The following is an 18,372-nucleotide window of genomic DNA, read 5'->3' on the forward strand; positions in this document are numbered from 1 at the left end:
GGGCCAGACCCGGAATCCCGAAGTGAGGGAAAAGAATACGGCTCGAGATTCCGGGTTCGCGCTTACGCGCGCCCCGGAATGACGACCTGATACGTTACGAGAACGCCTGGATGCCGGTGATCGCGCGGCCGAGGATCAGCGCATGGACGTCGTGCGTACCCTCATAGGTGTTCACCGTCTCGAGGTTCGCGGCGTGACGCATCACATGATACTCGATCTGGATGCCGTTGCCGCCGTGCATGTCGCGCGCCATGCGGGCGATGTCGAGCGACTTGCCGCAATTGTTGCGCTTGACGATCGAGATCATCTCCGGGGCCATCTTGCCCTCGTCCATCAGGCGGCCGACGCGCAGGCTCGCCTGCAGGCCGAGTGCGATCTCGGTCTCCATGTCGGCGAGCTTCTTCTGCACCAGCTGGGTGGCGGCGAGCGGCCGGCCGAACTGCTTGCGGTCGAGCGTGTACTGGCGCGCGCGGTGCATGCAGTCCTCGGCGGCGCCGAGCGCGCCCCAGGAGATGCCGTAGCGGGCGCGGTTGAGGCAGCCGAACGGGCCCTTGAGGCCGGAGACGTTGGGCAGCAGCGCGCTTTCCGGCACCACGACGTTGTCGAGCACGATCTCGCCGGTGATCGAGGCACGCAGCGAGAGCTTGCCGCCGATCTTCGGCGCCGACAGGCCCTTCATGCCCTTCTCGAGGATGAAGCCGCGGATCTGGTTGTCATGCGCGGCCGACTTGGCCCACACCACGAACACGTCGGCGATCGGCGCATTCGAGATCCACATCTTGGAGCCGTTCAGCTTGTAGCCGTCGGCCACCTTCTCGGCGCGGGTCTTCATGCCGCCGGGATCGGAACCGGCGTCCGGCTCGGTCAGGCCGAAGCAGCCGACCCATTCGCCGGTCGCGAGCTTGGGGAGATATTTCTTGCGCTGGTTCTCGTCGCCATAGGCGTAGATCGGGTACATCACCAGCGAGGTCTGCACCGAGTTCATCGAGCGATAGCCGCTATCGACGCGCTCGATCTCGCGCGCCACCAGGCCGTAGGCCACGTAGCTCGCATTGGCGCAGCCATATTCCTCGGGCAGCGTCACGCCGATCAGGCCGAGCTCGCCCATCTCGTTGAAGATCTCGCGGTCGGTCTTCTCTTCCAGATAGGCCTTGGTGACCCGCGGCAAGAGCTTGTCCTGCGCATAGGCCCGCGCCGTGTCGCGGATCAGGCGCTCGTCTTCGGTGAGCTGGTCATCGAGCAGGAACGGATCATCCCACTGGAAGCTGGCGGCAGCCGGCTTGTCCTTGGACTGGGGGCGCACGCTCATGAAACATCCTTTCGTATCGTCACTCGGAATTTGGCGGATAAATTAAAGCGCTATGCTGCGAAGCGCAATTGAATTGGGATCATTGTCATTCCGGGGCGATGCGTAGCATCGAACCCGGAATCTCGAGATTCCGGGTTCGCTCCCTACGGTCGCGCCCCGGAATGAACGATGGTCAGCAGTCCAGCCTCTCGTTCGACACGATCTCGATGCCGAAACCGGACAAACCCTTGTAGTCGTGCACCGAAGAGGTCAGATGCCGGATCGAGGTGATGCCGAGATCGCGCAGGATCTGTGCGCCGACACCGACCTCGCGCCACTGCTTGTTGCGATCGGCCTCCGCCGATTTCTGCTCGCTCACCGGCTGGACCGGAACACCGGCGGCACCATCGCGCAGATAGACCAGCACGCCGCGGCCGGCAGCCTTGAAGTGCCGCAATACGGCTTCCATCCGCGCCGGCCCGGTGAAGAGGTCGGTCACGATATTGGGCTTGTGCAGCCGGGTCAGCACGTCCCGGCCGTCGCCGATGCCGTTGTAGACGAACGCGGCGTGCATGATCTCGTCGAACGGCGAGCGATAGGCATAGCCCTGCAGCGGGCCGATCGGGCTTTCGGTGGTGAAGGTCGCGACCCGCTCGATCAGCTTCTCGCGCGCCTGGCGATAGGCGATCATGTCCGCGATCGTGACATGCTTGAGCTTGTGGGCGGCGGCGAATTTCGCGACCTGCTCGCCCTTCATCACGGTTCCATCGTCGTTCATCAGCTCGCTGATGACGCCGACCGGCGGCAGGCCGGAGAGCCGGCACAGATCGACCGCGGCTTCGGTGTGACCCGAGCGCAGCAGCACGCCGCCGTCGCGCGCGATCAGCGGGAAGATGTGGCCGGGGCGCGCAAAATCATTGGCGCCGGCATTGGGGTTGGCGAGCGCGCGGCAGCAGGAGGCGCGTTCGTCGGCCGAGATGCCGGTGCCGCCATCGGGCTTGTAGTCGATCGAGACGGTGAAGGCCGTGGTGTGGTTGGACTCGTTATGCGCCACCATCGGGTCGAGCCGCAGCCGGCGGGCGTCCTCGGTGGTGATCGGCGCACACACGATGCCGGAGGTGTGGCGGATGATGAAGGCCATCTTTTCCGCCGTGCAGAACGACGCCGCGACGATCAAATCGCCCTCGCCTTCCCGATCATCATCGTCGGTGACGACGACGAGTTCACCCTTCGCAAAGGCTTGCAGCACTTCCTGGATCGTATCGGCCATTGTCCTGACATCTCGCTTTATGCAGGCAGTGGATTAGCCGGGTTCCGATGTTAGCGCCAGTATCATTATGCAACCCGCCATGCGTCCGGCAGGCATACCAGCAGGTAACAAGCACCGTGCCCCCCTTGCTCGAGCATGATCTTGTCGGAAAACCGGTGCCCACTTTTCCGGATCATGCTCGCCTACGGCAGCACCTCGCGCCGGTCACTGAGCTGGGCGTCCAGCTCGGCGCGCTTGTCGTCGAGCAGGCCGGCGTCGGCGGCCTCGATCACCGAATAGAGCTCGCCGGCGTCGCTGAGCCGGGTCACCGTCACGTAGTCGGCGCCGGCCGTGTAGAGGTCGTCGACGCCGGTCAAGAGATCGGCGGTGGCAACAACCTTCGCGGTCGGATTCAGGGCGCGAACGTGGCGTACCAGCTTCTCGTTGTCGGCGCCGACCAGCAGGAAATCCGGTACGCTCAGGATGATGATCTCGGCCTTGCCGATGCCGGCATGGACCAGCGTGTCGACATTGCTGATATCGCCATAGATCACGTGCATGCCGCGGTCGGTCAGCGTGCGGAACACCAGCGGGTTGAAGTCGATGACACTGATCTGCTCGAGCAGCGACTGGTTCTGCCGCTCGATCTGGCTGATCAGCGCGCTCGCGGCACGGAAAAAGCCGAGGATGACGATGCGGCGGATCTCGCCATGTCCCTCCTCCTGGCCGCCCTCCTGCCCGGACTCGCCGCCGCCCTCGCGTCGATGGTCGAGATCACGTAGCCCGATCCGCTTCAACGGACCGATCAGGCCTCGCACGATCTGATCGCTGCGGGCCATCGCGAAGGTCGAGAGCACCGCCAGCACCACGAAGGCGAACGAGACCGCATTCGCGGTTTCGGTCCCGATATGATTGGCGGCGACGCCGGTCTGGATCACCACCAGCGAGAACTCGGAAATCTGCGCCAGATTGATCGCCGGCAGCAGGCTGGCGCGCAGGCCCTGCTTCATCAGATAGAGCGGCGTGAACGTCGTGACTAGGCGGCTCACCACCGTGAAGGCCGCGATCACAAGCGCGAGCCAGATCACCTGCAAGCCCGGGATCGGGATCGTCATGCCGAGCGCGACGAAGAACAGTGTGATGAAGAAATCCCTGAGCGTCGTGACCTTGGCGGTGACGTCGAGCGCGTAGGGAAAGGTCGAGATCGAGACGCCGGCGACCAGCGAGCCCATCTCGCGCGACAGATGCAGCCGTTCGGCGATCTCGCCGATCAGGAAGCACCAGGCGAGCGCACCGAGCAGCACGAGTTCGGGCCGGCGCGCGATCTGGTGGAACAGCCGCGGCAGCACGTAACGACTGAGCACCAGCGCGGTCGCGACCAGCACCGCGACGCGGGCGATCGACAGCAGCACGACGCCGATCTGCAGATTGTCGAGGCTCGGTTGCACCGCCAGGAACAGGATCGCGAAGATATCCTGCAGCACCAGCACGCCGAGTGTGATGCGGCCCGGCAGCGTGTCCAGCTCTCGCTTCTCGTAGAGCACTTTGACGATGATGACGGTCGAGGACAGCGCGCAGGCGACGCAGAGATAGACCGCATCGAACCTGCCGCCGCCGATCGCAAGGCCTATTCCGGCAAAGAACGCCACGCCGATCAGGCAGCCGCCGATCAGCTCGCCGGCGCCGGCGAACAGGATGACCTTGCCGGCACGGATGATCTTCTTGAGGTCGATTTCCAGCCCGATCATGAACAGCATGAAGATCAGGCCGAGCTCTGAGATGACGCTGATCGACTCCTGGGACTTGACCCAGCCCATGCCGAATGGACCAATGAAAAAGCCGGCGATAAGGTACGCCAGTATCAGCGGTTGCCGGGAGCAATGGGCCAACAGCCCAATCCCCCAGGCAAACAGGATACAGAGCGTGATATCGCGAATAAGTTCATGCATGCGTCAAAGACTTCCTGTTGCCGCAACCTAGAGGGCCGGGCGTGAGGATCAACCGAGCAATGTGTCACATCCGCGCAGGCGGCATTTTTCTGGCAGTTCTGCTCTGCCTGCTCACCGTGCGCATGACCGAGGCGCTAGCACAATCCTCCGGAAGTATTGAACAAAATTTTGCGAACTCGCTGACCGCGGTGCCATCGGAAGGCCTCACCGCATCCGGTGCATTCTACGTGCCGGTGTATTCCAGCGTGTCGATGAGCCAGGGCAAGCTCAGGGCCGATTTCTCGGTGACGCTGAGCGTGCACAACGCCTCCGAGACGAGGCCGCTGGTGCTGAAGCGGATCGCCTATTTCGACACATCAGGCAAGATGGTGGAGAGCTACCTCAAATCGCCGGTCGCGCTAAAACCGTTTGCGACCGTCGAGGTCTCGATCGCCACGACCGATACCCGCGGCGGCACCGGCGCGAATTTCGTGGTCGATTGGGCGGCCGCCGGCGAGATCGCGGAACCGGCAGTCGAGGCGTTGATGGTCGGCAGCGTCGGCGCCGGACACTATGCCTTCATCAGCCAGGGTCGCCCGATCAGGCTGACCGGCAAGAACTGATTTCACAGGGGCTCCTCCCACGGGCCTTCTCAACGACAACAACACGGAGCGAAACGTCCATGTCCACCTCAGCCCAGTTCGACTTTGCACCGCTGCTTCCGGCCGGCCTGCCTGCGCCGGCCGCGCGCTGGACCGAGCTCGCCAAATACAGCTTCGTCGGCGGCAACAACGACCCCGAGCAGGTCCCGGTCGACGGGCTGCTGGAGGCGATCAATGCCGTGCTGAAGCGCGAGGGCAGGAATCTGGCGACCTACAACCTCGCGCACGGGCCGCAGGGCTATCTGCCGCTCCGCCAGTTCCTGACCGAGAAGCTGAAGCGCGATGCCGGGATTGCCTGCACGGCGGACGAGATCATGATCGTCTCCGGCTCGCTGCAGGCGCTTGACCTCGTCAATCACACCTTGCTCGCCAAGGGCGACACGGTGCTGATCGAGCAGGAGACCTATCAGGGCTCGCTGAACCGCCTGACGCGGCTCGGCGTCAACGCGGTCGGCATTCCCCTTGATGGCGACGGCATAAGGATCGATGCGCTGGCCGCAGCGCTCGCCGATCACAAGCGGCGCGGTATCACGCCGAAATACATTTACACCATCCCGACCGTGCAGAACCCGACCGGCTCGATCCTCCCCGAAAGCCGCCGCGCCGAGATGCTGAAGCTGTCGAAGGAATACGGCGTGCCGATCTTCGAGGACGATTGCTATGCCGATCTGATCTGGAACGGCGAACGGCCGCCCGCGATCTATGCGATGAGCAAGCATGGCGGCGTGATCCATATCGGCTCGTTCTCGAAGTCGATCGCGCCGGCGCTGCGGGTCGGCTTCATCGTCGCGCCCTGGGAAATCATGTCGCGGATGCTGCCGCTGAAGACTGACGCCGGCTCCGGCGCACTGGAGCAGATGGTGCTCTCGGAGTATTGCGCGCCGCATTTTGCGACCCACGTGCCGCGGCTGACCCGTGGCCTGCGCGCCAAGCTCGACACGCTGATGGAGGCACTGAACGAGCAGTTCGGTACCTCGGCCGAATTCGAGGCGCCGAAGGGCGGCATCTTCCTCTGGGTCAAGCTGCCCGATCATGTCGACACCATGAAGCTCTATCAGGCGGCGCTTGCCGCCGGGGTCTCGATCAATCCGGGACCGGAATGGTCGACCAGCAAGGCGCATTCCGGCAGCCGGCTCCGCCTCTGCTTCGCCAGCCCCTCGCACGAGCAGATCCGCGAAGGCGTCGCGGTGCTGGCCGAAGTGTGCCGCAAGGAGTTCGGCGTGCCCGCGCGCAGCGGCAATGTGGAGAAGAAAAACGGCTAGGGTCTGCCTGAGGCTCGATGGATTGCTTCGTCGCTTCGCTCCTCGCAATGACGGCTGGTTATGTCGCCATTGCGAGCGGAGCGAAGCAATCCATCCCTCCGTTTGCGCCTACCTCACCGAAAACGGCGCCTGATAGGGCCGACCGAACGGCACGCCGTTGACCACGGTCTGCACCGGCTTCAGCTGCAGATTGCCGTCGCGCTTGTTGTTGCGGGTGTCGACGAAGGTGACCGGGCCTTCGATGAGATCCATGATCGCGACGTCGCCGGGCGCGCCGCGCTGCAGCGTGCCGATCTTCGGGGTGCGGTTGATGATCCGCGCCGGCACCGAGGTCGCCATCGCCACCACCTGATCCAGCGAGGAGCCCATCGCCAGGAATTTGCTCATCACGTTGGGCAGGAACGGGATGCCGGGCGAATTGCCGGAGAAGACGTGGATATCGGAGGAGATCGTATCGGGCGTGCAGCCGGCGGGGATCGCGATCTCGGCCACCGTGAAATCGAAGCTGCCGCCGCCATGGCCCACATCGAACAGCACGCCGCGCTGCTTGGCCGCGAGCGCCGCCGGCAGCAGCTTGCCGTCCTGCACGATATTGGTGAAGGCGCCGGACATGTTCGGCGCGCCGGAATAGGCATGGGTCAGGATATCGCCCGGCCGCAGCAGATCGAGGATGTCGGACATCAACTCCTTGGTCTCGACGCCGCCGATATGTACCATCATCCGCGCCGGCCAGCCGCACATCTCGCAAGCCTGGATGCCGCGCTTCAGCGGCTCGATGCCATGCTTGAAGATGACGTTCTCCGACATCCGCACCTTGACCCCGATCAGGAAGTCAGGGTTCTCGGCGAGCGCCATGGCGCAGGCTTCGACCTGGGCGTTGTCGATGTTGTAGAGCTCAGCCACCGGGAACGCCGACAGGCCGTTATTGGCGATATGGAGGAAGGCGTAGATCCGCGTCCGCGACTGCGCCACGATGAAGCGCCGCAGCGCCGCGAGATTGTTGACGCCGGCATCGCCGGCCGAGACGACGGTCGTGGTGCCCTGGAATTGCACCAGCTCGTCGGCGGGAATGCCGATCGCCGATCCGTATGGGTAGACGTGGCAGTGCAGATCGACGAGGCCCGGCATCACGAGCTTGCCCGATGCGTCGATGGTCTTGGCGGCGCGAGCGGCCGGGATCTCCTCTTCGATCGCCTCGATCAGGCCCCAGCGGATGCCGATGTCGCGCTTGCCGCGGAGCGACTGGCTCGGATCGATCACGTCGCCGCTCTTGATGACGAGGTCGAACTTGTCGTCCGGCCCCATCGCCGCAGCGGCCGGCCCCGCGATGACCGCAGCAGCGGCCGATCCCGTACCCTTCAAAAAGTCCCGGCGTGAAAATTTGCTCACAACGTCCCCCCGAACATTGATTTTATGGCGCAATGATGCGTCGGACGCAGTGGTTAGGCAAGACCACCGAAAGACACGGTCACGCTCACGCATCGGTTGTGCAGCGAACGCAAGGCGAGCATTGTGGTGGGGCCGTTGCTGAACAGGTGTTCAGGAAACTCCCCCGGTTCCGCAGGAACGTTTCGATGCCTGCACGGTTGCCTCCTCGCATCATTTGAGGAGGATGAGATGAAAAAGATTGGTTTTGTTCTTGCGGCGATTGGTACGCTTGCAGTGGCCGTTCCGTCGATCGCGAGCGCCGAGACCGTCGTGATCAAGCGCGGTGGCCATCACCACTGGGATCGTGGTTGGGGCGCGCGCGCCGAGATGCGCCATGACCGTGGCTGGCATCGCGGCTGGCACCACGACCACGACCGCGCGATGGTCATCAGGCGGGATCGCTACTAAGCGCCGGCACATACGAAAGACCGACACAACGGAAAATGGCTCCTCGCGGAGTCATTTTCTCGTTCTCCGTCCTGATCAGGTGCTCGCAGGACTCAGTCCCACGCCGGAGCAAAACCCGGATTCACACAGCGCATATCCTTGCGCAACGCAGCGATCGCCTTGCGGTCGTCGTCGTCGAGCCTGACCTTCAGCGCGTCGAGATTGGCCTTCTGGCTTTCGGCACGCGAGGCCTTCGGTATGGCCGCAACGCCATCCTGGTCGAGCAGCCATTTCAGCGCCACTTGCGCTGCGGTCGCGCCATGCTTGCTGCCGATTTTCGCCAGCGTCTCGTCGGTCGCGAAACGGCCCTGCGCCAGCGGGCAATAGGCCACCAGCGGGATAGATTTCGCCGCGAGATATTTCCGCACCGGCGTCTGGTCCAGCATGGCGTGATATTCGATCTGGTTGCAGGCGATCGGCGCCTTGATGTCCTCGACCCCGGTCTTGAGCAGCGCGGTGGTGAAATTAGCGACACCGATCGCGCGGGTGCGCCCCTCCTCCTTCAGCCGCATCAACGTCTCGAAGACAGCCGGCAGCTTCATGCTCCGCGACGGCCAGTGCACCAGATAGAGGTCGACGTGATCGAGCCGCAGCTTGTTCAGGCTGGCGTCGAACGCGTTCCGGATCGCATCCGGCGCCAAATTCTCATGCCAGACCTTGGTGGTCACATGCAGGTCCTTGCGCGCGACCTTCGAGTCCGCGATCGCCGCCCCGATCGCCTCCTCATTGCCGTACATCTCGGCGGTGTCGATATGCCGGTAGCCGAGCCCGAGCGCGCTCTCGACCGCCGCGCGGCAAGCATCGCCCTGCATGCGGAAGGTGCCGAGCCCGAGCTGCGGCAGGCTGATGCCCTGTGTCTGCAGATTGTCCATGGATAGCTCCTGACGCGTGGGACGCCGATGTCATCGACGACGTCACGCCAGCAAATCGTCTGATAGGAATGAAATTGGCAGAACTGCCAACACGCAGTCTGCCCGCAAACCGGCCCTTCGGGCAAGGCGCCCGCAATCAAGATGTCGCGACGGCTTTCGCGAGCCTAGATATGTTCCGCCATGATCTGGCCGGGCCGCGCATCCGGCCGCGGCTCGATGTCGACCGACCAGAGATCGTGGTTGTCGACGTCCTTCAGCGTCACCGTCATCACGCCGGTCTTGCCGTCGATGTCGACGCGGCCGAAGAATTGCAGGCCGAAACAAGGCGCGAGATTGTCGCCCTGCTCGGCCGTGCAGCCCTTCTGGTACATCGCCTTCGGGCCAAAGGTGTTGTCGAGTTCGCCCGGCGACCAGGTGCCGGCATGCAACGGACCGGAGACGAATTCCCAGAACGGCTCGAACTCCTGGAACACCGCGCGGTTCGGATCATAGTGATGCGCGGCGGTGTAGTGCATGTCGGCGGTGAGCCACACCGTGTTGCGGATGCCGGCGCGTTTCATGAAGGACAGCAGATCGGCGATCTCGTGCTCGCGCCTCTCCGGCGGGCCGTCGCCAAGCGCCACGGCATCCAGGCTGACGAGGCCGATCGGCAGATCCGCGGCGATCACCTTCCAGACCGCATCCGACGCCACCAGCTCCCGCTTCAGCCAGGCAAGCTGGCTCTCGCCAAGGATGAACGCCTGGTCCGGACCGCCCTGCTTGTTCCAGCTGGAATCGCGGTAGGAGCGCATGTCGATGACGAAGACGTCGAGCAGCGGCCCGTAGGCGATCTTGCGATAGACCCGGCCGTCGCGCTCCGGCATCAGCCGCATCGGCATGAATTCGTGGAAGGCGCGGCGCGCCCGCGCTACCAGGTGCGAGGTGCCGTCCGTATCGTAGCCGGTCGCGTCGGCGGTGCCGAGCGGCGACCAGTCATCGGCCACCTCGTGGTCGTCCCACTGCGCGAACATCGGGACCTCGGCATGGAAGGCGCGAAAATTCTCGTCGAGCCAGTTGTATTTGTAGTTGCCGCGAAACTGCTCGAGAGTCTGCGCGACGACGGATTTCTCCTCGGTGACGATGTTGCGCCAGACCTCGCCGTTCGGCAGCGTCTGCTCCGACGGCACCGTGCAATCCGCATAGATGTGATCGCCGGAATGGATGAAGAAATCCGGCCGCTCGTTCAGCATGGTGCGATAGCTGCGCAAGCCACCGCGCGCGGGGTCGATGCCCCAACCCTGCCCGACCACGTCGCCGGACCAGACGAACGAGACCGAGCGGCGGTCGGCCGGCGCGGTGCGGAAATGCCCAATGCGGCTTTCGCCGGCTACGCCGTCGCGGTCCTCGAAGCGAACCCGATAGAACAAGTCCTGTCCCGGCGGCAGGCCATCGAGCAGCAGCTTGGCGGTGAAGTCGCGCTCGGGCAGCGCATCGGCGGACGCGGTGCGCAGGATGGTGGCGAAGCTATCGACGCCTGCGCATTCGATGTGCATCCGTGCGGCGCGATCGGCGCGGGCCCAGATCACAGCGGAATCGCTGGCAACGTCGCCGGACTGGATGCCCGCGATCGCAGGACGATCCGCGGCGCGGCTCAGGTAGGGCCTTGCCAGCGCGCCCAATCCTGCCAGAGCGGCCGTGGACGCCGAGCGCACCAGAAGCTGACGCCTCGTGAGGCCTCGCCCCCTCGCGGAGATCGCTGTCGGCATCGAACAACCTTCGTCGAATCGCAACGAAGGTTTTGCCTGCGCCGTTTGACTCCGCCCTTACGGTTTCTTGACTCTGCGCCGACGGTTTTGCGACGGCGGGATGACTCGAGGGAGATGGAGATCTTAACGGTGTCGTCAGGCGCCATGCGCGCAAACGCCAAACCCGTTATCCTGAGGCGCGAGCGGAGCGAGCCTCGAAGGATGAATCGGCCCGGCTTCGAGAGCGTGGCCGATTCATCCTTCGAGACGCCCGCTTCGCGGCCTCCTCAGGATGACGGGTTTGGTATTGGTGCGACGCGCGCGCAAGCCGGCGTGAGATCGCCGAACCGCTTCACCGCTGCCAGTTGCAGATGCCGCCGGTGTGGCACGGCCAGGTCTGGATCCTGGTGTCGCGGGCTTCCGCATCGAGCGGGTTCGTGTGTCGCCGCGCCAGCTTGGCGCGGGCCGGAACCTGCGTCGCTGCGCGCTTCGGCTCACGCGGCGCCGTCACCTTGGCCGTCCGCGCAGCCTTCTGCGGCTCAACTTTCGGCTGATCGACCTGCGGCTCGACATTGGCGCGCTGATCCGGGCTGCGATCGGTCTTCGCCTCGACCGGAATCGGCGCGAACTGCGCCGGCGGGCCGAGCGGCTTCGGCGACAGCACGGCCTTGGAGAGGTCGAGGCTGAAGAACTCGCTTGGACGATAGTCGTCAGCAAACGCCACGCCACCCAACGCCAGGTACGCGGTGCAAACAGTTGCAACAAAAGCGCTTTTCAGGACCATCAACGGGCCTCCTGAAATCACTCGAACAGAACAGCCGTTATGTAGGGGCCCGGCCGCGCGAATCCAGCCGCGACCGCGGGCAGGGTTACCGGTCAACCAAGGCGGCCGTGGAAAGTTCCGCCGCCCACCCGCCTGAAGCCCCGTTCCAACGGGATCGGAACGGGGAAAACGCTCGAGCCTACTCCGCCGCCTGCGCCAGCGGCTGGCCGATCGCACGCTCCAGCCGCGCGCATTCGGTGCGATAGCGGGCGACGTTGCCTTCCTTGATGTGGCCGTAGCCGCGCACGAGGTCGGCTGCCTTCGCCAGCGCCACCAGGCGCGGCAAATCCAGCGGCTTCTTGCCGTCGAGGTGACGCAGGATCATTGCCGCGTAGTCCACCGGCAGCGCGCGCTCCATCTTGCGCTCGGCGGTATAGCCGAAGATGTCGAACGCGGTGCCGCGCAGGCCCTTCAGCCCCGCCAGCAGGCCGAACGCCTTGAAGATCCACGGCCCGAACTCGCGCTTCTGCAACCGCCCGGTGACGGGATCGCGCTGCGCCAGCAGTGGCGGCGCCAGCAGGACCTTCAGACCGGAATTGCCCTCGAACTGCTCCTTCAACGCCTTGCTGAACTCGCCGTCGGAATAGAGCCTCGCGACTTCGTATTCGTCCTTGTAGGCCATCAGCTTGAACAGACCCTTTGCAAAGGCCTCGGTCAGGTCCTGCGAGCCCGGCGCTGCGGCAGCCTCGGCGGAGCGGACGCGCGCGACGTCGTCGAGATAGCGCTTGGCGTAGGCCGCGTCCTGATAGTCGGTGAGGAACTTGGCGCGGAACGCGATCGCCTCATCCAGCGTCTTCTTCGCCGGCGCTGCGCCTGCATTCTTGAAGCGCGCGGCGCTGACCACGCGCTGCAGATCGTGTGCGGCGAGCCGGCCCCACGAGAACGCGGTCTTGTTCATCTCGATCGCAGCGCCGTTGAGCTCGATCGCCTTCAGGATGGCTTCGAGCGACAGCGGGATCGCGCCGCGCTGGAACGCAAAGCCGAGCATGAAGGCGTTGGTCGCGATGCTGTCGCCCATCAGCGCGGTGGCAAGCCCGGTGGCATCGAGGATGTCGAGATCATCCGGTCTCACCGCGCCGTTCAGCGCGTCGCGCATCGAGCCGGCTTCAAAGTCGATATCGGGATCGATCACGAAGCTCGCGGTCGGCAGCAGGTCGGCGTTGACGACGGCGCGGGTGACGCCGCGCTCGGCACGGCTCAGCGCCGGCACGCTGGTGGCAACGACGAGGTCGCAGCCGAGGATCAGATTGGCATTGCCGGGCGCGATGCGGACCGTGGTCAGCATGTCGGACGTGGGCGAGAGCCGGACATGGCTCATGACCGCGCCGTTCTTCTGCGACAGGCCGGTGAAGTCGAGCGTCGAGCAGGCGAGCCCTTCGACATGTGCGGCCATGCCGAGCAGCGCGCCGATGGTGATGACGCCGGTGCCGCCGATACCCGTGATCAGGATGTTGTAGGGGCTGCCCAGCGCGGCCGCTGGCGGCGCCGGCAGGTCCGCGAACAGCGCCTTGGGATCGGCGGCGGTGCGGTCGGCCTTGCGCAACTTCGGATCCTGCACCATCACGAAGCTCGGGCAGAAGCCCTCGATGCAGGAGAAATCCTTGTTGCAGTTCGACTGGTCGATGCGGCGCTTGCGGCCGAGCTCGGTTTCCAGCGGCTGCACCGAGACGCAGTTCGACGCCACCGAGCAGTCGCCGCAGCCTTCACAGACGCGCTCGTTGATGAAGACGCGCTTGGCCGGATCGGGAAACAGCCCACGCTTGCGGCGACGACGCTTCTCGGCGGCGCAGGTCTGGTCGTAGATCAGGACGGTGAGGCCCTCGATCTCGCGCAAGGTGCGCTGCACGGCATCGAGCTCGCGGCGATGGTGGATGGTGGCGCCGGACGGGAAGTAATTGGCGGGATATTTGTCGGGATCGTCGGAGACGATCGCAAGTTTCTTGGTGCCCTCGGCCCAAACCTGATGCGCGATCTGCGACACCGTGAAGCCGCCTTCGGCGGGCTGGCCGCCGGTCATCGCCACCGCGTCGTTGTAGAGGATCTTGTAGGTGATGTTGACGCCGGCCGCGGCCGCTGCGCGCAGCGCCAGCAAGCCGGAATGCGTGTAGGTGCCGTCGCCGAGATTCTGGAACACATGCTGTTCGCTGGTGAACGGCGCCTGCCCGATCCAGCTCACGCCCTCCGCACCCATATGCGAGATGGTCTGGGTGTTGCGGTTGGGCACCGACAGCGCCATGCCGTGACAGCCGATACCGGCCATGGCGCGGCTGCCCTCGGGAATCTTGGTCGACGAGTTGTGCGGGCAGCCCGAGCAGAAATACGGCGTGCGTTGCAGCTTTGCGGTGCCCGCGCCTTCGGCCGGGCGATCGAACGCCTCGAGCTTTGCCAGCCGCTGCTCCAGCAACGGGCTGTGGTGACCGAGCTTGCGCAGCCGCGCCACCACGGCGGCCGCCACCATGGTCGGCGTCAGCTCGCCCTCGCTCGGCAGCAGCGGCGCGCCGCTCTCGTCGCGCTTGCCAACCACCGAGGGACGCTTCGATGCGTCCATGTTGTAGAGGATGCGGACCAGCTGATCCTCGATGAAGCCGCGCTTCTCCTCGACGACCAGCACGTCCTGCAAGCCTTCGGCGAAGTCGCGCGCGCCGCGCGCTTCCAGCGGCCAGGTCAGCGCCACCTTGTAGATGCGCAGACCCAGCGCCTGCGCGTCGGCATCGGTGATGCCGAGATCGGCGAGCGCCTGGCGCAGATCGAGATAGGCCTTGCCGGTCGCCATGATGCCGAGCCGCGCCGGCTTCGAATCCAGCACGATGCGGTCGAAGCGGTTGGCGCGGGCGAAGGCCGCGACCGCCTCCATCTTGGGCCCGTGCAGCCTGCGCTCGGCCTCCAGCGGCGGATCCGGCCAGCGGATCGACAGCCCGCCGGGCGGCATCTCGAAATCGTCGGGCATGATGATCTTGATGCGATCGGGATCGCTGACGATCGAGGCCGAGCTTTCGACGGTCTCCGAGATCGCCTTGAAGCCGACCCAGCAACTGGAATAGCGCGACAGCGCAAAGCCGAGGATGCCGAGGTCGAGATAGTCCTGTAGCGTCGCCGGATTGACCACCGGCATCAGCGCCGAGGCGAACACCTGCTCGCTCTGATGCGCCAGGGTGGAGGACTGACAGCCATGGTCGTCGCCGGCGAGCGCAATCACGCCACCATTCGGCGAGGTGCCAGCGGAATTGGCGTGCTTGAGCGCGTCGAGCGAGCGGTCGACGCCGGGACCCTTGCCGTACCAGATCCCGAACACGCCATCGACCTTGGCCCCGGGGAACATGCCGACCTGCTGGCTGCCCCACACCGCGGTTGCCGCCAGGTCCTCGTTGAGGCCGGGAACGAAGGCGATGTCGTGCTCTTTCAGGAACGATTTCGCCCGCCACAGCGCGTGGTCATACATGCCGAGCGGCGAACCGCGGTAACCGGAGATGAAACCGGCGGTGTTCAGCCCGTGCGCGCGGTCGCGTTCGCGCTGCAACATCGGCAATCGGACCAGAGCCTGGGTACCGGAGAGGAAGATTCGTTTCGTATCCAACCGGTACTTGTCGTCCAGTCCAACTTCCATCAACGCCATCAGTTTCAGGCTCCCCGCCGATCAGGTCACGCCGCTCCGAACCGGTCTCATTGTCTTGCCCATGATCATGCATCAGCATGCACTGATTTTGCTATGCATGAACAGCCCCGTTCCATGGCCGCAGCACATATCTCATGTTGTGTATCCGAGGCTTGCCGAACCCCGGCATCTTTGGAACGGTGGCGCGCAAAGGAAGACCAAGGATGATTAAAGTCGAATCCGCGTTCACGACGGAAATCGTGGAGAACGGCAATTTGCTGGTGGGTCCCTGGCGCAGCCCGAAGCAGATGCTGCAGGCCCAGACCTACGACTCCCACGCCTCGATCCATGACGACGCAACCGCGCAAAAACTCGGCTTCCGCGGCGGCACGATCGAGGGACCGACCCATTTCAGCCAGTTCGCGCCGCTGTGCGAGCGGATCTGGGGCCGCGCCTGGTTCATGACCGGATGCCTGTCCGCGCACTACCGCAATCCGGTGTTCGAGGGCGAAGAGGTGCAGGCCCAGATCGAGAAGCCGAAGCCGGGCCAAACCGTTTGCACGATCGGGATGATCAAGCGCGACGGCACCGAGATCCTGCGCGGCACCGCCTCGATCGACGGCGACGGCACCGAGACCGCGCTGAGCCACCGGCTCAGCGAATTGAAGCCGCTGACCGATCCGGTGATCCTCGCCGACATCAAGGTCGGCATGAAGACGCCCCGGCAGGCGATCAAGATGGATTTCGACCAGAACATGGGCGATCTCTATCCGTTCTCGCTGGCCGACAAGCTCAAGGTGATCACCGAGCCTTCGGACTATTATTCGCTGGAGTACAATCCCTGGGGCCGCGCGATCATCCCGATGGAGATGCTGAGCGTGCTGTTCCAGTACCGCGCGCGCGAGGACCGGCTGCCGGTCCGCGGCCCGGCCGTCGGGCTGTTCGCCGATCAGGAGATCCGGCTTGTGCGCGGGCCGCTGTTCCCGGGAGAGACCTATTGGGTCGAGCGCGAGGTCGTGGCGCTCTCGGGCAGCAAGCGCACCGAGAGCATGTGGATGCGCTCGACCGTGTTCGATGCCGACAACGCCGTGGTTGCGACCATGCTCCTCAACGGCGCCAGCATGAAGGATTCCTACGCCAACTACGAGCGCGAGCACAAAGCCCTCTACGGGTGACGCGACAGCCGCCCCTTCCGCAAGCCGCCGAACCAAGGACAACAACAATGGCCCGCCTGCCCTATCTCGAAGCCGATCAGGTCGCCCCCGAATATCGCGACATGCTCAAGCGCAACACCAATTTGCACAAGCTGCTGGTGAACTCGCCGGACATGGCGCGCGCCTTCAACGGCATCGGCGGCTACATTCGTTTCAAGAGCAAGCTCGACCCGCGGCTGCGCGAGCTCGCGATCCTGCAGGTCGGCTGGCTCGAGAAGTCGGAATACGAGTTCACTCATCATGTGAAGATCGGCAAGGAGTTCGGCGTCACCGACGAGGACATCAAGGGCCTGATCGCCGAGACTGAGGGCAAGCCGTCGAAGCTCGAGCCGCTGGCGAGGGCGATCCTCAGGGGTGCCCGCGAGATGGTGCGCGAGCTCGCGATGTCGGAGGCGACTTTCGCCGAGATCAAGCAGCATCTCTCCGACGAGCACATGACTGACCTGGTGCTGACGATCGCGTTCTACTGCGCCGTGGTGCGCGTGCTCGCCACCATGCAGATCGACAACGAGCCAACCTACAAAGAGGTACTGCAGCAGTACCCGATCCCGGGAGTGAAGTGACATGCGCCTGCAAGATCGCGTCGCCATCGTCGTCGGCGCCGGCCAAAGCCCCGGCGAGGGCATCGGCAACGGCCGCGCCACCGCGCTGACCTTCGCCCGCGAAGGCGCCAAGGTGCTGTGCGTCGATCACAACCTGGCGTCGGCGCAGGAAACCGTCGACCTGATCGCAGCCAACGGCGGCACCTCGGTCGCCTTCAAGGCCGACGTCACCAAGAATGCCGACATCAAGGCGATGGTGGCGGATGCGCATGGCCGCTGGGGCAATGTCGATATCCTGCACAACAATGTCGGCGTCAGCCTTTCCGGCGGCGATGCCGAGCTGCTCGACATCACCGAGGAGGCGTTCGACCGCTGCGTGGCGATCAACCTGAAGAGCTGCATCCTCGCTGCCAAGCACGTGATCCCGATCATGCGCCAGCAACAGCGCGGTTCGATCATCAACATCTCGTCGATGGCCGCGATCACGACCTATCCATACGTCGCCTACAAGGCGACCAAGTCGGCGATGATCGCCTTCACCGAACAGCTCGCCTACCAGAATGCGCAATATGGCATTCGCGCCAACGTGATCCTGCCGGGGTTGATGAACACACCGATGGCGGTGGATACGCGCGCACGCGAATTCAAGAAGAGCCGCGCCGAGGTCGAGGCCGAGCGCGATAGCAAGGTGCCGCTGCGCCACAAGATGGGCACCGGCTGGGACGTCGCCAATGCCGCGCTGTTCCTCGCCTCGGATGAAGCCAATTTCGTCACCGGTGTGACGTTGCCGGTCGATGGCGGCGCAAGCGTGCGGCGCGGTTAACGGACGGCGATTCACCCGGTTAATCATGCTGATTAACCGGGTTAATTGAGACGATTAACCTGTGTGACGATGTGCGGTTAATCACTGTGACGGCAATCACGCGTCAATGCGCCGCAATGATTCGAAAAACTTGAAGTATTCCAATGACACGGCGATGTGACGGCGTCTCCACATAAATCGAAATCCTGACTCGTTGTGGTCGCACGAAATTCATCTGCGCTCTGTATCTCGCACGCCAAGAACTTCTGGAGTGCCTGGACCAATGAGCGAAGAATTCGAACTCAGACCCGATCAGTGGGATGCGCTGAAAGCGTTGCGGGCTCCCGCAGCGAACCCTTCGCGGCTGAACCGGTTCGCCGTCGAGAGCCTGATCACGCTCGGTTATGTCGCCGTGCGCGGCGATTCGTTTGAACTGACGCCCGCGGGCCGCAAAGTGCTGGTCCGCGGTTCGTCACTTCTGCTGCTCGATATCGCAGCCTGATCCCTTCGAAACTGACATCAGGCTTACACACGCGGCA

15 protein-coding genes are annotated in these 18,372 nt (G+C 64.4%); 7 read left to right on the forward strand and 8 right to left on the reverse strand.

All coding sequences use genetic code 11. The annotated features are described in order from the left end of the window. Positions 1–94 precede the first annotated feature (94 nt). The 3 genes from BraRD5C2_RS17000 to BraRD5C2_RS17010 form a co-directional block, all read right to left on the reverse strand. A complete protein-coding gene (locus tag BraRD5C2_RS17000) occupies positions 95–1,309 on the reverse strand; it encodes an acyl-CoA dehydrogenase (protein ID WP_223969868.1) in 1,215 nt (404 codons plus the stop codon). Between the two features lie 172 nt (positions 1,310–1,481). Continuing rightward, positions 1,482–2,558, reverse strand: coding sequence for a 3,4-dihydroxy-2-butanone-4-phosphate synthase (ribB, locus tag BraRD5C2_RS17005; RefSeq protein WP_223969869.1), 1,077 nt, complete (start codon positions 2,556–2,558; stop codon positions 1,482–1,484). Positions 2,559–2,740: 182 nt separating this feature from the next. Further along, positions 2,741–4,486, reverse strand: coding sequence for a cation:proton antiporter (locus BraRD5C2_RS17010; protein WP_223969870.1), 1,746 nt, complete (start codon positions 4,484–4,486; stop codon positions 2,741–2,743). A 59-nt stretch (positions 4,487–4,545) separates the two neighbouring features. Here BraRD5C2_RS17010 and BraRD5C2_RS17015 point away from each other — a divergent pair, with 59 nt between their 5' ends. Continuing rightward, positions 4,546–5,088 carry a DUF3124 domain-containing protein gene (locus tag BraRD5C2_RS17015; protein ID WP_374708010.1) on the forward strand — a complete coding sequence of 181 codons (543 nt, stop codon included), beginning with the start codon at positions 4,546–4,548 and terminating at the stop codon, positions 5,086–5,088. Between the two features lie 59 nt (positions 5,089–5,147). Beyond that, complete coding sequence (locus tag BraRD5C2_RS17020; protein WP_223969871.1) at positions 5,148–6,389, forward strand: aminotransferase-like domain-containing protein; 1,242 nt, start codon at positions 5,148–5,150, stop codon at positions 6,387–6,389. Positions 6,390–6,497: 108 nt separating this feature from the next. Here BraRD5C2_RS17020 and BraRD5C2_RS17025 read toward each other — a convergent pair whose 3' ends face one another. Continuing rightward, positions 6,498–7,778: an amidohydrolase family protein gene (locus BraRD5C2_RS17025; protein ID WP_223969872.1), complete on the reverse strand. Its 1,281-nt coding sequence runs from the start codon at positions 7,776–7,778 to the stop codon at positions 6,498–6,500. Between the two features lie 228 nt (positions 7,779–8,006). On the opposite strand from BraRD5C2_RS17025, the gene BraRD5C2_RS17030 reads away from it, so the two are divergent. Beyond that, on the forward strand, positions 8,007–8,225 hold the full coding sequence (locus BraRD5C2_RS17030; protein WP_223969873.1) for a hypothetical protein: 219 nt from the start codon (positions 8,007–8,009) through the stop codon (positions 8,223–8,225). Positions 8,226–8,317: 92 nt separating this feature from the next. On the opposite strand, the gene BraRD5C2_RS17035 is transcribed toward BraRD5C2_RS17030, so the two are convergent. The 4 genes from BraRD5C2_RS17035 to BraRD5C2_RS17050 all read right to left on the reverse strand — a co-directional run bounded on the left by BraRD5C2_RS17035 (position 8,318) and on the right by BraRD5C2_RS17050 (position 15,296). Further along, positions 8,318–9,136, reverse strand: coding sequence for an aldo/keto reductase (locus BraRD5C2_RS17035; protein ID WP_223969874.1), 819 nt, complete (start codon positions 9,134–9,136; stop codon positions 8,318–8,320). Positions 9,137–9,300: 164 nt separating this feature from the next. After that, positions 9,301–10,881 (reverse strand): alkaline phosphatase D family protein, encoded by a 1,581-nt coding sequence (locus BraRD5C2_RS17040; protein WP_223969875.1) that lies wholly within the window; start codon positions 10,879–10,881, stop codon positions 9,301–9,303. 331 nt (positions 10,882–11,212) lie between these two features. Further along, the gene (locus BraRD5C2_RS17045) at positions 11,213–11,644 is read right to left on the reverse strand and encodes a hypothetical protein (protein ID WP_223969876.1); all 432 of its coding nucleotides are present in this window, start codon (positions 11,642–11,644) and stop codon (positions 11,213–11,215) included. 178 nt (positions 11,645–11,822) lie between these two features. Beyond that, positions 11,823–15,296, reverse strand: a complete 3,474-nt coding sequence (locus tag BraRD5C2_RS17050; RefSeq protein WP_223969877.1) for an indolepyruvate ferredoxin oxidoreductase family protein — start codon at positions 15,294–15,296, stop codon at positions 11,823–11,825. A gap of 203 nt (positions 15,297–15,499) precedes the next feature. Between BraRD5C2_RS17050 and BraRD5C2_RS17055 the strand changes: the two genes are divergently transcribed. The 4 genes from BraRD5C2_RS17055 (at position 15,500) to BraRD5C2_RS17070 (ending at position 18,335) form a co-directional block, all read left to right on the forward strand. Further along, a complete protein-coding gene (locus tag BraRD5C2_RS17055; protein WP_223969878.1) occupies positions 15,500–16,450 on the forward strand; it encodes a hotdog family protein in 951 nt (316 codons plus the stop codon). A 47-nt stretch (positions 16,451–16,497) separates the two neighbouring features. Next, complete coding sequence (locus BraRD5C2_RS17060; protein ID WP_223969879.1) at positions 16,498–17,052, forward strand: carboxymuconolactone decarboxylase family protein; 555 nt, start codon at positions 16,498–16,500, stop codon at positions 17,050–17,052. A gap of 1 nt (position 17,053) precedes the next feature. Continuing rightward, positions 17,054–17,854, forward strand: a complete 801-nt coding sequence (locus BraRD5C2_RS17065; protein ID WP_223969880.1) for an SDR family NAD(P)-dependent oxidoreductase — start codon at positions 17,054–17,056, stop codon at positions 17,852–17,854. Between the two features lie 262 nt (positions 17,855–18,116). Further along, the gene (locus BraRD5C2_RS17070; protein ID WP_028334528.1) at positions 18,117–18,335 is read left to right on the forward strand and encodes a hypothetical protein; all 219 of its coding nucleotides are present in this window, start codon (positions 18,117–18,119) and stop codon (positions 18,333–18,335) included. The last annotated feature ends 37 nt before the right edge of the window (positions 18,336–18,372 follow it).

It is taken from the genome of Bradyrhizobium sp. RD5-C2 (assembly GCF_019972155.1).
Classification (GTDB): domain Bacteria; phylum Pseudomonadota; class Alphaproteobacteria; order Rhizobiales; family Xanthobacteraceae; genus Bradyrhizobium.

Excerpts from the sequence above, each read along its gene's own strand:
- BraRD5C2_RS17000 (WP_223969868.1), bottom strand. The coding sequence starts at position 1,309 with ATGAGCGTGCGCCCCCAGTCCAAGGACAAGCCGGCTGCCGCCAGCTTC.
- ribB (WP_223969869.1), bottom strand. The coding sequence starts at position 2,558 with ATGGCCGATACGATCCAGGAAGTGCTGCAAGCCTTTGCGAAGGGTGAA.
- BraRD5C2_RS17010 (WP_223969870.1), bottom strand. The coding sequence starts at position 4,486 with ATGCATGAACTTATTCGCGATATCACGCTCTGTATCCTGTTTGCCTGG.
- BraRD5C2_RS17015 (WP_374708010.1), top strand. The coding sequence starts at position 4,546 with ATGTGTCACATCCGCGCAGGCGGCATTTTTCTGGCAGTTCTGCTCTGC.
- BraRD5C2_RS17020 (WP_223969871.1), top strand. The coding sequence starts at position 5,148 with ATGTCCACCTCAGCCCAGTTCGACTTTGCACCGCTGCTTCCGGCCGGC.
- BraRD5C2_RS17030 (WP_223969873.1), top strand. The coding sequence starts at position 8,007 with ATGAAAAAGATTGGTTTTGTTCTTGCGGCGATTGGTACGCTTGCAGTG.
- BraRD5C2_RS17035 (WP_223969874.1), bottom strand. The coding sequence starts at position 9,136 with ATGGACAATCTGCAGACACAGGGCATCAGCCTGCCGCAGCTCGGGCTC.
- BraRD5C2_RS17040 (WP_223969875.1), bottom strand. The coding sequence starts at position 10,881 with ATGCCGACAGCGATCTCCGCGAGGGGGCGAGGCCTCACGAGGCGTCAG.
- BraRD5C2_RS17045 (WP_223969876.1), bottom strand. The coding sequence starts at position 11,644 with ATGGTCCTGAAAAGCGCTTTTGTTGCAACTGTTTGCACCGCGTACCTG.
- BraRD5C2_RS17050 (WP_223969877.1), bottom strand. The coding sequence starts at position 15,296 with ATGGCGTTGATGGAAGTTGGACTGGACGACAAGTACCGGTTGGATACG.
- BraRD5C2_RS17055 (WP_223969878.1), top strand. The coding sequence starts at position 15,500 with ATGATTAAAGTCGAATCCGCGTTCACGACGGAAATCGTGGAGAACGGC.
- BraRD5C2_RS17060 (WP_223969879.1), top strand. The coding sequence starts at position 16,498 with ATGGCCCGCCTGCCCTATCTCGAAGCCGATCAGGTCGCCCCCGAATAT.
- BraRD5C2_RS17065 (WP_223969880.1), top strand. The coding sequence starts at position 17,054 with ATGCGCCTGCAAGATCGCGTCGCCATCGTCGTCGGCGCCGGCCAAAGC.
- BraRD5C2_RS17070 (WP_028334528.1), top strand. The coding sequence starts at position 18,117 with ATGAGCGAAGAATTCGAACTCAGACCCGATCAGTGGGATGCGCTGAAA.